Below are 14984 nucleotides of genomic sequence, written 5' to 3' on the forward strand. Positions count from 1 at the left end.
TGCACGGCGTCGTGGGCGCCGCGTGCCGGCAGTCCCAGGAGTGGCCGATGTCGCCGAGAACCACCCGGCGTGCCCCCGACCTGCCCCGGCCGGGCCAAGGCGTCTGGCCCGGCCTGTGGAGCCCGCCGCCGTCCGTCGTGCGGGCCCGGATCGCCGAGTCGCTGTTCCGCCGCGCGGTGCGCGCGGCGCCGGTGCGCGTGGAGCTGCCCGGCGGGCAGGTGCTCGGCGCGGGCGGTCCGGCCGCGCCCGCCATGCGCGTGCACCGGCCCGACGCGTTCTTCCGCCGGCTCGGCGTCGACGCCAAGATCGGGTTCGGCGAGGCGTACATGGTCGGCGACTGGACGTCCGCGGAGCCCGCCGACCTGCTGACCGCGTTCGCGGCCAGGCTCACCACCCTGGTCCCGCCGGCGCTGCAGCCGCTGCGCCGCTGGGTCGAGCGCCGCCACCCCGAGTCCGACCGCAACGACGTGGCCAACTCGAGGCGGAACGCCCACCGGCACTACGACCTGTCCAACGACCTGTTCCGGATCTTCCTCGACGACACGATGACCTACTCGTCGGCCTGGTTCGACGGCTGCGGCGGCACGCTCGCCGACGCGCAGCTGCGCAAGATCGACGGCGTCCTGGACTACGCGGGCGTGCGCCGGGGCAGCCGGGTCCTGGAGATCGGCACGGGCTGGGGCGCGCTGGCGATCCGGGCCGCCCGGCGCGGCGCGACCGTCACGTCCCTGACCCTGTCCGCCGAGCAGCGCGCCCTGGCCGTGCGGCGGGCGCAGGACGCCGGCGTCGGCGACCGCGTCGCCGTCCACCTGCGCGACTACCGGGAGGAACGCGGCCGCTACGACGCCGTGGTGTCGGTCGAGATGGTCGAGGCCGTCGGCGCCGAGTACTGGCCCGCCTACTTCGCCGCGGTCGACCGGGCGCTCCTGCCCGGCGGCCGGTTCGGGCTCCAGTCCATCACCATGCCCCACGACCGGATGCGCGCGAGCGCGGGCAGCTACGGCTGGGTGCACAAGTACGTCTTCCCCGGCGGCCTGATCCCGTCCGTCCGGGCGATCGAGGACACCGTGCGCGCGCACACCGCGATGCGGGTGGTCGACAGCCGCGAGTTCGGCCGCGACTACGCCGAGACGCTGCGCCGCTGGCGGGAGCGGTTCCTGTCCCGGTGGGACGAGGTCGCCGCGCTCGGCTTCGACGACACGTTCCGGCGGATGTGGGAGTTCTACCTGGCCTACTCCGAAGCGGGCTTCCGGGTGGGCCACCTGGGTGTGCGGCAGTTCGCCGCGGTGAAGTAGCCGCCCCCGGCCACTGCGCCGAACGGCCGCATCCGCCGTCACCGTCGGGTGCTGTCCCGACCACGCTCAGTCGGATCGTGGTCGGCTTCGGCCCGTCCCGTATCAGGAGCGCCGCTGCGTGCTCCTCATCAATGAGCCGGGATGGCCGGAGGTTCGACACAAGCGTGAGGAGGTCGCCGGATGGTGCAGCACGCATCCGTGCGAGCCGACGTCGAAGTGGGGGTCGGCGCGGTCCGCTGCGCCGCTGACGTGCCAGGTCGTCCCGAGGTCAGGCTGGTCGTCGGCGAGGGGCCGCGACAGGTGACCGCCCGGTGGCTGGCCGAGGCGGAGCTGTCCGAGCTGGTCGACGAGGCGCTGCTCGGCGAGCCGCGCGCGGTCGGCCAGCTCCTGGCGCGCATCCAGCCGCTGGTGCTGCGCTACTGCCGGGCCAGGGTCGGGTCGAGGGAGCGCACGCTCGTCTCGGCCGAGGACATCGCCCAGGAGGTCTGCCTGGCCGTGGTGTCGGCGCTGGGCAGGTACCACTACGAGCCCGGCTCGTTCCTGGCCTTCGTGTACGGGATCGCCGCGCACAAGGTCGCCGACGCCCGAAGACGCGCGGTGCGCAGCCGGGCCGAAGTCGTGCCCGAACTGCCCGACACGCCGACCCTGGAGGCCGGACCGGAGCAGCGGGCCATGACCGGCGAGCTGATCGGCCACGTCACCCAGCTGCTGCAGAAGCTGCCCGAGCGGCAGCGGGAGATCCTGGTGCTCAGGGTCGCGGTGGGGCTGTCGGCGGAGGAGACGGCGGCGGCCGTCGGCTCGACCGCGGGTGCGGTGCGCGTCGCGCAGCACCGTGCGCTGGCCCGAATGCGCGAGATGTTCGCGGCTGTCGACGGCTGACCCGGACTGGCATCGTTGGGCCATGGCCGCCACGCCTCCGCCCGTGCCACCGCTCGTGCCGCCGTCGGACCGGTCGGCGTCGCCGCCCGCGCCGGGCGCGGGACCCGACCCGGAGTTCGACGTGCTGCTGTCCGGCACGGTGTTCCTGGACATCATCTTCACCGGCCTGCCCCGACCGCCCGCCCCGGGCACCGAGGTGTGGGCCGAGGGGCTCGGCTCGTGCCCCGGCGGGATCGCGAACCTCGCCGTGGCGCTGAGCAGGCTGCAACTGCGGACCGCGCTGTCCGCCGCGTTCGGCGAGGACGTCTACGGCGACTTCTGCTGGGAGGTCCTCTCCGAGCAGGAGGGCGTCGACCTCACCCACTGCCGCCGGTACTACGGCTGGCACTCGCCCGTGACCGTGTCCATGGCGATGGACCGCGACCGGTCGATGGTGACGCACGGCCACCAGCCGCCCGTGTCCGCCGACGAGATCCTGAACCCGCCGCCGCGCACGCGGGCGTGCTTCGTGCACGTGGGCGCCGAGGACGAGCGGTGGGTGGCGCAGGCGAAGGAGCAGGGCGCGCTGCTGTTCGCCGACATCGGGTGGGACCGCACCGAGCTGTGGGCGCCCGGGCTGCTGCGGCGGCTGGAGCAGTACGACGTGTTCCTGCCCAACGACGCCGAGGCCCAGCGGTACACGCGGTGCGACACGCCGGAGCGCGCCGCGATGGCGTTGGCCGAGCACGTGCCCGTAGTGGTGGTGACGCGCGGCGGCGGCGGCGCGGTGGCGGTCGACTCGGCCACCGGCGAGGTGGTGGACGTGCCGGGGCTGAACGTCGCGCCGCTGGACTCGACCGGCGCCGGGGACGTGTTCGGCGCCGGGTTCGTGCTCGGGACGCTGTCCGGCTGGCCGCTGGCGCACCGCGTGCGGTTCGCGAACCTGTGCGCCGCGCTCTCCGTGCAGCACTTCGGCGGCTCGCTGTCCGCGCCGGGGTGGGTGGACATCGCCACGTGGTGGCGGACGGTGTCGCGGCGGCCGGACGAGGAGCTGAAGGGCTACGGGTTCCTGGAGGACGTGGTGCCGGACCACACCGGCGTCGAGGTCCGGCGGGCCAGCGCGACGATCCGGCTGCGCGCGTCGAGCTGACCGCCGCCGGGACCACCTGATCGTGACCTTGCCGGCGGCCCCCGCCCCTTCGATCATGGACGGGTCGCGACACCGATCGGACCCCGGGCCGAGGGGCCGGGCGTGCCGCCGGGCGGGCGTGAGGCTGATCACCTTCCCGTGCCTGGCGGGCTCCCCCGTCCGGCCCAGTGGGGTTTGACCACGGCCTCCGGCGGGCAGGAGTAACTTCGACGAGCGTCGTCGAAGATCGCGCCGAAACTTCTGCTCCCGGCGGAGCAACCCGCGGTGCTCTTCGTGCGACTTAGTCAGTGGGGGTTCCCGCGGGGTTGTGGAAGGGGTTGCTGGTTCAGTGTTCGCCGCGCGCGCGACAGGTCTGGTCAAGTTGGTGGGGTTGTGCCTGATGGCGGGCGTGCTCGTCGCGGCGGTGCTGTTCCCGGTGGTGGGCGGCCTCGGCCTGGCGTCCAACCGGGCCGCGGACACGGTGGACCAGACCTCCGGTGAGCTGACCAAGGCCGAGCTGCCCCTGGTGACGACGGTGCTGGACATGCACGGCCAGCCGATCGCCTACCTCTACGACCAGTACCGCGTGCCCGTGCCGTCCGAGGGCATCGCCGACACCATGAAGGCCGCGATCATCGCGATCGAGGACAAGCGGTTCTTCGAGCACAAGGGCGTCGACTGGCAGGGCATCGCCCGCGCCGCGGCCAAGGCGGGCGTCGACGGCGGCGCCAGCCAGGGCGCCTCGACGCTCACCCAGCAGTACGTGAAGAACTACCTCGCCTTCGTCGTCGGCAAGGGTTCCGAGGAGGCCTACGAGAAGGCGACCGAGGTGACGCTGGGCCGCAAGATCAGCGAGGCCCGGATCGCGACCCAGCTCGAGCAGAAGATGAGCAAGGACGAGATCCTCACCGCCTACCTCAACGTCGTCCCGTTCGGCAACGGCGCGTTCGGCGTCGGCGCGGCGGCCCGCACCTACTTCGACACCACCCCGGACAAGCTGACCGTGCCGCAGGCCGCGATGCTCGCCGGCCTGGTCAACGAGCCGAGCCGGCTCAACCCGGGCTCCGACGTCGACGCCGCGATCAAGCGCCGCAACACCGTGATCGACCGGATGCGCGACAACGGCGCGTTCGGCCCGGACGCGAAGGTCGCCGACGAGAAGGCCGCCGAGTACAAGGCCGCCGACATCGGCGTCGTGCCCGACCTGAGGCTGCTGCCCAACGGCTGCGTCGGCGCGGGCGACGGGCCGGTCTACGGCTTCTTCTGCCGCTACCTGATCGACTACCTGGAGAAGGCGGGCCTGCCCACCGACGAGCTGCTGCGCGGCGGGTACACGATCACCACCACGATGGACCCGGTCGCCACCCGCGCGGCCAAGGAGGCCGCCGAGGGGCAGGTGCCGAAGACCCAGCCGGGCGTCGCCAACGCGATGGCCGTGGTGGAGCCGGGCGCGGACAAGCACCGGGTGCGCGCGCTGGCCGCGAACCGCGACTTCGGCAACAACGCCGACGCCGGGCAGAGCGCCTACTCCATCCCCGCCGAGGTCACCAAGTTCGGCGCGGGCTCGATCTACAAGGTGTTCACCGCCGCGTCGGCGCTGGAGCGCGGCGTCACGGGCATCGACAAGCAGATCGACGTGCCGAAGACCTACACCTCGAAGGTCTACAAGGACGGCAGCAAGCCCTACACGGTCAAGAACGCGGGCGACTACAAGGAAAAGATGACCTTGACCGAGGCGCTGGCCCAGTCGCCGAACACCGCGTTCATCATCCTGGAGGAGAAGGCCGGGCTGAACAACGTGGTCGACATGGCCTACCGGCTCGGGCTGCGCGAGTCGATGCAGGGCGTCGACTGGAAGGGCGACCCGCTCAAGGCCGACGGCTCCAACGGGCCGTCCCAGGGCGACGTCTACAAGCGGGACAACAGCGGCTCGTTCACCCTCGGCGCCGGGCCGACCAGCGTGCTGGAGCTGTCGAACGTCGCCGCGACCATCGTCAGCGGCGGCAAGTGGTGCCCGCCGACGCCGGTGGAGCAGGTCGTGGACCGCAACGGCAAGCCGGTGCAGCTGAAGGAAGCGCCCTGCGACCAGGCCGTCGCGCCCGAGGTGGCGAACGCGCTGGCCGTCGGCATGAGCGGGGACACCAAGCCCGGCGGCACGGCGGCGGGCGCGGCGAACGGCTGGAACCGGCCCATGATCGGCAAGACCGGCACCACCGAGAACCACTGGTCGGTGGCGTTCATCGGCGCCACCCCGCAGTTCGCCGGCGCGGTCATGACGTTCACCGATGGGGTGGCGCCGCAGGTGATCTGCAACGGCACCCCGCCGAGGCTCTGCGGCACCAACGACGCCGGTGGTGTTTTCGGTGGTCAGGTGGCTGCGCCGACGTGGTTCAACGCCATGCGGGTGATCCACGAGGGCAAGCCGCCGGCCGCCCTGCCGCCGGTCGAGCCGCGCTACCGGTAGTCGACCTTCGTCACGGGTTACGTCAGCCTCGACGTCGCCTCTGACCAGGGGTTTCATAACGGCACGATACGGAACTGCCGATTACTACAACACGCTGCGTGACGATCAGTGGGGTGCATCACCAAAAAGCACTAGTCGTAGTGCCGAGGCTTGCCCTTTCTTGTTACATCGGGTTACGGTCCCCGCCGCATGTCACGGTTCGGTCACCATAGGGACACGGCGTCGCTCCCCGAAAGCGCCGCCGGCCTGGATCCCCCGCCAGGTGTCCCTGTGGCCGGGCCGTGCTCCCCGATGCAGGAAGGCACTACCTTGGCACGGCACACGAAGGCCGACGGTCGACGCGCGTTCACCGCGCCCCGCACGCCGTTCGGCAACCGCTCTCATCGCGCCGAGTGCGATCGGAAACCCGTCAGTGGCCGGGTCGCGGCCGCAGTGGTCGCGGCAGGCGCCCTCGCCACCGGCGTGGGCGCCGCCGGCGGCGGCTTCGACGGCGGCGACACCCGGTTCCTCCCGGTCGCCGCCGGCTCCGACCTGGCGGCGGCGCTCGTGCACAGCACGGCGCCCGCCCAGCCCGACGTCCGCACGGTGCACGCCGTCGAGCCCGCGTTCGAGGCGGCGAAGCTCATGCGCTCCGAAGGGCTCTTCGTCCGGCAGCACGTGGACCAGGCGATCCGCCACGCCTCCGAGGGCTTCACCGCCCGGCAGGCCGAGCTGAAGCGGCAGCAGGACGCCGCGGCGGCCGAGCAGGCCCGCGTCGACGCCGAGAACGCCCGGATCGCCCAGGAGCAGGCCCGGGCCGCCGAGCAGAAGGCCGCCGAGGAGGCCGCCGCCGCGGCGGCGAGGCGTCCGACGGTCGTCAAGCCCGCCGAGGGCCAGTTCACCTCCGGCTTCGGCTCCCGCTGGGGCACGACGCACTACGGCGTGGACATCGCGAACTCCATCGGCACCCCGATCCTGTCCGCGATGGACGGCGTCGTGGTCGAGGCGGGCCCGGCGTCCGGCTTCGGCCTGTGGGTGCGCGTGCAGCACAACGACGGCACCATCACCATCTACGGCCACGTCAACGAGACCCTCGTGTCGGCCGGCCAGCAGGTCCAGGCGGGCCAGCAGATCGCCACCATGGGCAACCGCGGCCAGTCCACCGGCCCCCACCTGCACTTCGAGGTGTGGGTCAACGGCTCGCAGAAGATCGACCCGGTCGGCTGGCTGGGCGAGCGCGGTATCTCCCTCTGACGCCTCGCGCACCCGTCGCACCGCACGTCCACCGTTCTGCCCCGCCGGACCCGACCGGCGGGGCAGAACGGTGTCCGGGGCCCGCGGACACGACGGGTGAGACCGCCCCGATGGGCATACCGACTGGTCGGTACCTGAGGTACGGTGGCCGTCGGACACCTTCAGGGAGGCGATCGTGGGTCGTTGGGGAATCACCCTGCCGCTGACGGGCGTGCCGGTGCTCGACCACCGCGCGCTGGTGGCCGAGCTCGCCGGGCTCGGCTACACCGACGTGTGGTCGGCCGAGACCGCGGGCACCGACGCCTTCACGCCGCTGGCGCTCGCCGCGCAGTGGTCCGACCGCGTCCGGCTCGGCACCGCCATCGCCCCCGTCTACACGCGCGGCCCGGCGACGCTGGCCATGACGGCCGCGACGCTGGCCGAGGTGTCCGGCGGCCGGTTCGTGCTGGGCATCGGCTCGTCCTCGCCCGCCATCGTCGAACGGTGGAACGGCGTGCCGTTCCACGAGCCGTTCAAGCGCACGCGGGACACGCTGAGGTTCCTCAAGGCCGCGTTGACCGGCGAGAAGGTCTCCGAGGAGTACGAGACGTTCACCGTGCGCGGCTTCAAGCTGGAGCGCGCCCCCGCGCACCCCGTGCCGATCATGCTGGCCGCGCTGCGCCCCGGCATGCTGCGGCTGGCGGGGCGCGAGGCCGACGGCGCCATCACCAACTGGCTCGGCGCCGCCGACGTGCCCAAGGTGCGCGCCGAGATGGGCGGCGGCGAGCTGGCCGCCCGGATCTTCGTGTGCCCGACCGAGGACGCCGACGCGGCCCGCGCGCTGGGCCGCATGCTGATCAGCACCTACCTGACCGTCCCGGCCTACGCGGCGTTCCACGACTGGCTGGGCCGCGGCGAGGCGCTGCGGCCGATGCACGAGGCGTGGGCGTCCGGCGACCGGCGCGGCGCGGGCGCGCTCATCCCGGACGACGTGGTGGACGCCCTGATCGTGCACGGCGGCGTCGACCGGTGCCGGGCGCGCGTGGCCGAGTACGCGGCCAACGGCGTCGACACGCCCGTCATCGCCCTGCTGCCCACCGGTGGGGACCAGCTCGACCTGGTGCGCGCGCTGGCGCCGGGGGCCTGACCGTGGCGCGGCGGGCCGGGTCGACGCCCGAGCGGATCGTGGGCGCGGCCGTGCGGTTGTTCGCCGCGAAGGGGTTCGACGCGACGACCGTGCAGGAGGTCGTCGAAGCCGCCTCGGTCACCAAGGGCGCCCTCTACCACTACTTCGGCTCCAAGGACGACCTGCTGTTCGAGATCTACCGCGCGCTGATCGGGCGGCAGATGGCCGACCTCGACCGGATCGTGTCGGCCGACCTCGACGCGGCCACCACCGTGCGGCGGATCGTGGTCAGCCTGGTCGAGACGACGGCGGCGAGCGTGGACGAGACCGCGGTGTTCGTGCGCGAGATGCACCGGCTCGACGCCGACCGGATGGCCGCCTTCCGCTCCGAGCGGCGGCGCTACCACGAGACGTTCCGGTCGGTGGTCGAGCAGGCCCAGCGCGACGGCGGGTTCAGCTCCGCCGTGCCCGCCGACACGGTGGTCCTGATCGCCCTGGGCGTGGTCAACCAGCTGCCCACCTGGTACCGGCCGGACGGGCCCAAGTCGCCCACCCGGCTCGGCGGGGAGATCGCCGACTTCGTCCTCGCCGGGCTCAGACCCGACTAGCCGAGGTCAGGTCGCGCGGCCGGCCCGCTCGCGCAGCACGGTGAGCGCCTTGTCGGCGTGCGCGTTCATGGCGAACTCGGATTTGATGACTTCGATCACGGTGCGGTCGGTGTCGATGACGAACGTGTGCCGCTTCACGGGCAGCGGGCCGAAGCGGCGCTTCACGCCGAACGCGGCGGCCACCGCGCCGTCGCCGTCGGACAGCAGCGGGTAGTCGAAGTCGTTCAGCGTCGCGAACTGGTTCTGCCGCTGCACCGAGTCCGGGCTGATGCCCACCCGCTGCGCCCCCACCTCGGCGAACTCGGTCGCCAGGTCCCGGAAGTGACAGCTCTCCGCGGTGCACCCGGAGGTCATCGCGGCGGGGTAGAAGAACAGCGCCACGGGCCCGTCGGCGAGCAGGTCGGACAGGGCGCGCGGCGTGCCGTCCTGGTCGGGCAGGGTGAAGTCGGGTGCCTGGTCGCCGGGCTTCATGGAGGTCCTTCCGCCGGGTGTCGATCACGTCTCGCGGGGTGCTCGCGCCGAGGCAACCGTACGGTTCTCGCTAATCTCGTACCAGGCCGGGAGGTGTGAGTTGACGAGCATGTCCGACGTGGCACGGGCCGCCGGGGTGTCCGCGGCGACGGTGTCGCGGGCGCTGCGCGGCGAACCCGGCGTGTCCGACGCGACCCGCCGGTACGTCACCGAGGTCGCCAAGCGGATGCGGTACGCGATCGCCCGGGACGCGTCGAGCCTCGCGGGCGGGCGCCGCTACGCCGTCGCGGTGCTCACCGCCGACGTGGGGCGGGGCGACCTGCTCGCGGGCGCGGAGGGCGCGCTGCGGCAGGCCGGGTACGACGTGCTGCTCTACGTGCTGCGCGACGCCGAGGCGCGCAAGCGGTTCTTCGACGAGCTGCCGCTGGCCCGGCGGGTCGACGGCGTGCTGGCGCTGGCGGTCAACCTCACCGACGCCGAGGACGCCGCGCTGACGGGCCTGGACGTGCCCGTGGTCGCGGTGTGGGACGACGACCTGCGCGAGGCGCTGCGGCTGGCCGTGGGCCACCTCACCGGGTCGGGCCACCGGGACGTCGCGCTGGTCCTGGCCGGCGACATCGACGAGTCCTACGACGAGGTGCTCGTCGCCCAGGGCCTGCCGGTCCGTCCGGAGTGGACGCTGTGGTCGTCCTCGACCGTGGCGGGCGGCGAGCAGGTGGTGGACGCGCTGCTGGACGGCGAGCGGCTGCCGTCCGCGGTGATCAGCACGAGCGGCGAGGTGGCGCTCGGCGTGTTCCTGCGGCTGCGCCGCGACGGGCGCGACGTGCCCGGCGACGTGTCGATCGTCAGCCTGGAGGGCACCGACCTGGCCCGCGCGGTGGGCATGACCGCGGTGGAGGGCGCGTGGCGCGAACGCGGCGAGCACGCCGTGGAAGTGCTGCTGGCCCGGTTGCGCGGCGAGCAGGACGAGACCGAGCCGCCCTCGGTGCAGCTGGTGGTGCGCGGGTCGACCGGACCGGCCCGCGATTCCTGAGCGCGTGAATACCGGGTGAACAGGTTTGGGCATCACTCGCCCGGGTTATAAACCTCGGGCAACTTCCTGCAACCTTCGGGTGACCACTTGTCACCGGTCTGGATCCCAACCTACGGGGAAGGCGAAGCTGTCCGACGTGGACGACGAGCTCGCGGCACTGGCCGAGGCCCACGGCGTGGCCACTCACTACGAGGACGCGAACCAACGCCGAGCCGACGTCGACCCGGATGTGGTCGTCGCGGTGCTCGCGCAGCTGGACGTGGACGCCTCGACGCCGGAGGCGGTGCGCCGCGCGCTCGCCGCCCCGAAACCACCCCCGAGCACGATCGTCCTGCGCGAGGGCGACGTGCTGGAGGAGACCGGCCCGGGAGGGGACCGCGCGGTCGAGCTGGAGGACGGCGGCCGGGTCGAGCTGCCCGCCGTGCTGCCGCCGGGCTACCACCGGCTCGGCGCGCGCACCGTGATCGTCGCGCCGCGCCGGCTCCCGCCCGTGCCCCGGGCGTGGGGGTGGATGCTCCAGCTCTACGCGATGCGCTCGGCCGAGTCGTGGGGCATGGGGGACTACGCCGACCTCGCGACCCTCGCCCGGCGCAGCGCGACCGAACTCGGCGCGGGCGTGCTGCTGGTCAACCCGGTGCAGGCGATCAGCCCCACCCTGCCGGTGGAGCGCTCCCCGTACTCCCCGTCCAGCCGCCGCTTCGCCAACCCCCTCTACCTGCGGATCTCCGACCTGCGGGCCTACCGGGACGCCGACGACGCCACCCGCGCGGAGATCGACGCGCTGCGCCCGCCCAACGACACCGAGCTGATCGACTACGACGCCGTGTGGACGGCCAAGGCGAAGGCGCTCGAACTGCTCTGGCGGCGCCAGGAGCACCGCGCGCCCGAGGGCGAGCTGCTGGGCTTCGCCCGGTTCTGCGCGCTGGCCGAGGCCCACGGCCCCGACTGGCGCGAGTGGCCGCCGGCGCAGCGCGACCCGGCGACCGCCACCCCCGACCCCGAGCGGGTGGCGTTCCACGCGTGGCTGCAGGAGCTGTGCGAGCAGCAGTTGGCCGCCGCGCGCCGGGCCGCCCACGACGCGGGCATGGCCGTCGGCGTCGTGCACGACCTGCCGGTCGGCGTGCACCCCGGCGGCGCGGACACGTGGGCGGTGCGCGACGCGTTCGCCGCGGACGTCACGGTCGGCGCGCCACCGGACGCGTTCAGCCGCCTGGGCCAGGACTGGGGCCTGCCGCCGTGGCGGCCCGACCGGCTCGCCGAGCAGGGCTACGAGCCGTTCCGGGCCGTGGTGCGCAGCGTGCTGCGGCACGCGGACGGCATCCGCATCGACCACGTCGCGGGCCTGTGGCGGCTGTGGTGGATCCCGCCGGGCGAGGAGCCCAAGCGCGGCACGTACGTCCACTACGACCCCGAGGCGATGCTCGCCGTGCTGACCCTGGAAGCGCACCGGGCGGGCGCCGTCGTCGTGGGCGAGGACCTCGGCACGGTGGAGCCGAAGGTCACCGAGGCGTTGCACGAGCACGGGATGCTCAGCTCCGCGGTGCTGTGGTTCCAGCGCGAGTACGACCTGCCGGACCACCCGCTGATCCCGCCGGAGAAGTGGACCGCGTCGGCGATGGCCTCCATCTCCACCCACGACCTGCCGACCGTGGCCGGGTTCCTCGCAGCCGAACACGTCCGGGTGCGAGCCGACCTGGGGCAGTTTGAAGGACCCGCGGACGGGGAATATGAAGCAGCCGACCGGGAACGCGGCGAGTTGCTCGAACTCCTCAAGCAAGAAGGTGTCCCTGCCGATGACTTGGTTACCGGGTTCCACGCCCTGCTCGCGAAGGTCCGCTCCGTGCTCGTGCTGACCTCCCCGCAGGACGCGCTGGGCGAGAAGCGCCAGCCGAACCTGCCAGGCACCACCGACCAGTACCCGAACTGGCGCATCCCGCTGCCCGTCGCGCTCGCCGACCTGTTCGACGACCCGGGCGTGCGGCGGGCGGCGGTGGCGCTGGCCGCCGGTCGTCCGCCCGCGGCGGGCGGGAACGGCCCGTGATGAAGCGAAACCCGCACGTCACAGCACGCGGCCCGGCCGCGGAGTATCGTCAGCCAGTCACCCGCGCCATGGTTGGAGGTGGCAGTCACCCGTGAACACCGACTTGATGACCCGCACCGGGCTCGTGCCCGAACAGGCGGTTCCCCACAGCAGCCCCGCGGTCGCCCTGGAGTCGACCGTCGAGAGGGTCCTGGTGGACGTCCGGCCGTCGAACCTGGCCGACCCGCTCGCCGGGATCGGGCACGCCGAGGAGTCGTTGAGGACCGCCCTGCGGCGCGTCGACGCCGGGGCGGACGACGCGCTCACCCAGGCGGTGGCCTGCGCCGAGGCGGCCTGCGAGCACCTGCGCTACGGCGAACTCCAAGAGGCCCGGCTGCTCCTCGTCGCGGCCCGCGGCCAGCTCGTCAGGTCGCACGGCTCCCGACCCTGACCTAGAACGGTTAGGGGTCGGATCGTTCCAGCTCGTCCGGAGGAAAAACCCTGTGCGGCCCTGGCCCGGAACTCCTTATCCGCTCGGCGCCACCTATGACGGCGTCGGCACCAACTTCACCCTCTTCTCGGAGGTCGCGGACTACGTCGAGCTGTGCCTGTTCGACGGCGACGGCACCGAGACCCGCGTGCGGCTGCCCGAGGTGGACGGCTTCGTCCACCACGGCTACCTCCTCGGCGTCGGCCCCGGTCAGCTGTACGGCTACCGCGTGCACGGACCGCACGACCCGGCGCGCGGCCTGCGCTGCAACCCGAACAAGCTGCTCATCGACCCGTACGCCAAGGCGATCACCGGCGACGTCGACTGGGACGAGTCGCTGTTCGGCTACCGGTTCGGCGACCCCGACGCGCTCAACGACCTCGACTCGGCGGGCCACGTGCCGCTGGCGGTCGTGGTCAACCCGTTCTTCGACTGGTCCAACGACCGCCCGCCGAACACGCCGTACAACGAGTCGGTCATCTACGAGACCCACGTGCGCGGCCTGACCATGCAGCACCCCGAGGTGCCGCAGAGCCTGCGCGGCACGTACGCGGGCCTGGCGCACCCGGCGGTGATCGACCACCTCAAGGGCCTCGGCGTCACCGCGGTCGAGCTGATGCCGGTGCACCACTTCATCACCGATCACGGACTGCAGGAGAAAGGCCTCCGGAACTACTGGGGCTATAACACGATCGGGTTCTTCGCGCCCCATGCCGGTTACACGGCGATGCCGGAGACCGGGACGCAGGTGCAGGAGTTCAAGGGCATGGTGCGCGCCCTGCACGAGGCGGGCATCGAGGTCATCCTCGACGTGGTCTACAACCACACCGCCGAGGGCAACCACCTCGGGCCCACGCTGTCCATGCGCGGCATCGACAACCAGGCGTACTACCGGCTGGTGGACGACGAGCCGAAGTTCTACATGGACTACACCGGCACCGGGAACTCGCTGAACGTCCGCAGCCCGCACACGTTGCAGCTGATCATGGACTCGCTGCGGTACTGGGTGACGGAGATGCGGGTCGACGGGTTCCGGTTCGACCTGGCCGCCACCCTGGCCCGCGAGTTCTACGACGTCGACCGGCTGTCGACGTTCTTCGACCTGGTGCAGCAGGACCCGGTGGTCTCGCAGGTGAAGCTGATCGCCGAGCCGTGGGACGTCGGGCCGGGCGGCTACCAGGTCGGCAACTTCCCGCCGCTGTGGACCGAGTGGAACGGCAAGTACCGCGACACGGTGCGCGACTTCTGGCGCGGCGAACCGGCCACGCTCGGCGAGTTCGCGTCCCGCATCACCGGCTCGTCGGACCTGTACCAGGACGACGGCCGCCGCCCGTACGCGTCGATCAACTTCGTCACCGCGCACGACGGGTTCACCCTCAACGACCTGGTGTCGTACAACGACAAGCACAACGACGCCAACGGCGAGGACGGCCGCGACGGCGCGGACGACAACCGGTCGTGGAACTGCGGCGTCGAAGGGCCGACCGACGACCCCGAGGTCAACGAGCTGCGGGCCAGGCAGCGGCGGAACCTGCTGGCCACCACGCTGCTGTCGCAGGGCGTGCCGATGCTGCTGCACGGCGACGAGCTCGGCCGGACGCAGCACGGCAACAACAACGCCTACTGCCAGGACACCGAGCTGTCCTGGGTGGACTGGACGCTGGCGGAGAAGAACCGCGACCTGCTGGAGTTCGCCTCGGCGGTGACCGCGTTCCGCAGGCAGCACCCCGTGCTGCGGCGGCGCCGGTTCTTCCAGGGCAAGCCGATCCGCAAGGGCGACGAACTCCGCGACATCGCCTGGTTCACACCTTCGGGTGAAGAGATGACGGAGCAGAACTGGGGCGACGACTTCGGCCGCTGCGTCGTGGTGTTCCTCAACGGCGAAGGCATCCCCGACCTCGACCCGAGGGGCATGCGGGTGCTGGACGACTCGTTCCTGCTCGCGTTCAACGCCCACCACGAGGACATCGAGGTGACCCTGCCCGAGGAAGGCTACGGTCCGCAGTGGACGGTCGTGATCGACACCGCGACGGGCGAGGTCACCCCGCCCGGTCAGGGCGACGTGGTGCCGGGAGGCGGCACGCTGACCCTGGTCGCCCGCTCGCTGGTCGTGCTGCAGCGGCTGGAGCAGGAGTGACGGAATTGTCGGACCCCGCCGGTAACCTGACAGCAGGGGACCCCCAGGGGGGACCCCTGCGGAGCGACGCGTCACCGACCGGTGAGCCTCCGGTCGGTGAACCTCGGATCGGTGACGAAGCGGCCGGTTCGGGGCGTGCGT

General features: G+C 72.5%; 12 protein-coding genes. 11 read left to right on the forward strand and 1 reads right to left on the reverse strand.

The genetic code is table 11. The features are described from left to right. Positions 1–47 precede the first annotated feature (47 nt). The 7 genes from EDD40_RS34710 (at position 48) to EDD40_RS34740 (ending at position 8692) form a co-directional block, all read left to right on the forward strand. Positions 48–1295 (forward strand): SAM-dependent methyltransferase, encoded by a 1248-nt coding sequence (locus EDD40_RS34710; RefSeq protein WP_123748516.1) that lies wholly within the window; start codon positions 48–50, stop codon positions 1293–1295. Positions 1296–1475: 180 nt separating this feature from the next. Next, positions 1476–2174 (forward strand): RNA polymerase sigma factor ShbA, encoded by a 699-nt coding sequence (gene shbA, locus EDD40_RS34715; protein ID WP_123746652.1) that lies wholly within the window; start codon positions 1476–1478, stop codon positions 2172–2174. Between the two features lie 22 nt (positions 2175–2196). Further along, positions 2197–3303 carry a carbohydrate kinase family protein gene (locus EDD40_RS34720; protein WP_123746653.1) on the forward strand — a complete coding sequence of 369 codons (1107 nt, stop codon included), beginning with the start codon at positions 2197–2199 and terminating at the stop codon, positions 3301–3303. 328 nt (positions 3304–3631) lie between these two features. Next, complete coding sequence (locus EDD40_RS34725) at positions 3632–5746, forward strand: transglycosylase domain-containing protein (protein ID WP_246038045.1); 2115 nt, start codon at positions 3632–3634, stop codon at positions 5744–5746. A gap of 309 nt (positions 5747–6055) precedes the next feature. After that, positions 6056–6979, forward strand: coding sequence for a M23 family metallopeptidase (locus EDD40_RS34730; protein ID WP_246038048.1), 924 nt, complete (start codon positions 6056–6058; stop codon positions 6977–6979). Between the two features lie 175 nt (positions 6980–7154). Further along, positions 7155–8105: an LLM class F420-dependent oxidoreductase gene (locus EDD40_RS34735; protein WP_123746655.1), complete on the forward strand. Its 951-nt coding sequence runs from the start codon at positions 7155–7157 to the stop codon at positions 8103–8105. Between the two features lie 2 nt (positions 8106–8107). Beyond that, entirely contained in the window at positions 8108–8692 is a 585-nt protein-coding gene (locus EDD40_RS34740; RefSeq protein ID WP_123746656.1) for a TetR/AcrR family transcriptional regulator, read from the forward strand. A gap of 6 nt (positions 8693–8698) precedes the next feature. Here EDD40_RS34740 and EDD40_RS34745 read toward each other — a convergent pair whose 3' ends face one another. Next, on the reverse strand, positions 8699–9163 hold the full coding sequence (locus tag EDD40_RS34745) for a peroxiredoxin (RefSeq protein ID WP_123746657.1): 465 nt from the start codon (positions 9161–9163) through the stop codon (positions 8699–8701). A gap of 109 nt (positions 9164–9272) precedes the next feature. On the opposite strand from EDD40_RS34745, the gene EDD40_RS34750 reads away from it, so the two are divergent. From EDD40_RS34750 to glgX, 4 genes are all read left to right on the forward strand, one after another. Continuing rightward, on the forward strand, positions 9273–10196 hold the full coding sequence (locus EDD40_RS34750; RefSeq protein WP_123746658.1) for a LacI family DNA-binding transcriptional regulator: 924 nt from the start codon (positions 9273–9275) through the stop codon (positions 10194–10196). Between the two features lie 136 nt (positions 10197–10332). Further along, positions 10333–12237, forward strand: a complete 1905-nt coding sequence (malQ, locus tag EDD40_RS34755; protein WP_123746659.1) for a 4-alpha-glucanotransferase — start codon at positions 10333–10335, stop codon at positions 12235–12237. Positions 12238–12328: 91 nt separating this feature from the next. Further along, positions 12329–12667 (forward strand): hypothetical protein, encoded by a 339-nt coding sequence (locus tag EDD40_RS34760; protein WP_123746660.1) that lies wholly within the window; start codon positions 12329–12331, stop codon positions 12665–12667. A 52-nt stretch (positions 12668–12719) separates the two neighbouring features. Continuing rightward, positions 12720–14843 carry a glycogen debranching protein GlgX gene (glgX, locus tag EDD40_RS34765; protein WP_123746661.1) on the forward strand — a complete coding sequence of 708 codons (2124 nt, stop codon included), beginning with the start codon at positions 12720–12722 and terminating at the stop codon, positions 14841–14843. Positions 14844–14984 lie beyond the last annotated feature (141 nt).

The organism is Saccharothrix texasensis, from assembly GCF_003752005.1.
Lineage (GTDB): Bacteria > Actinomycetota > Actinomycetes > Mycobacteriales > Pseudonocardiaceae > Actinosynnema > Actinosynnema texasense.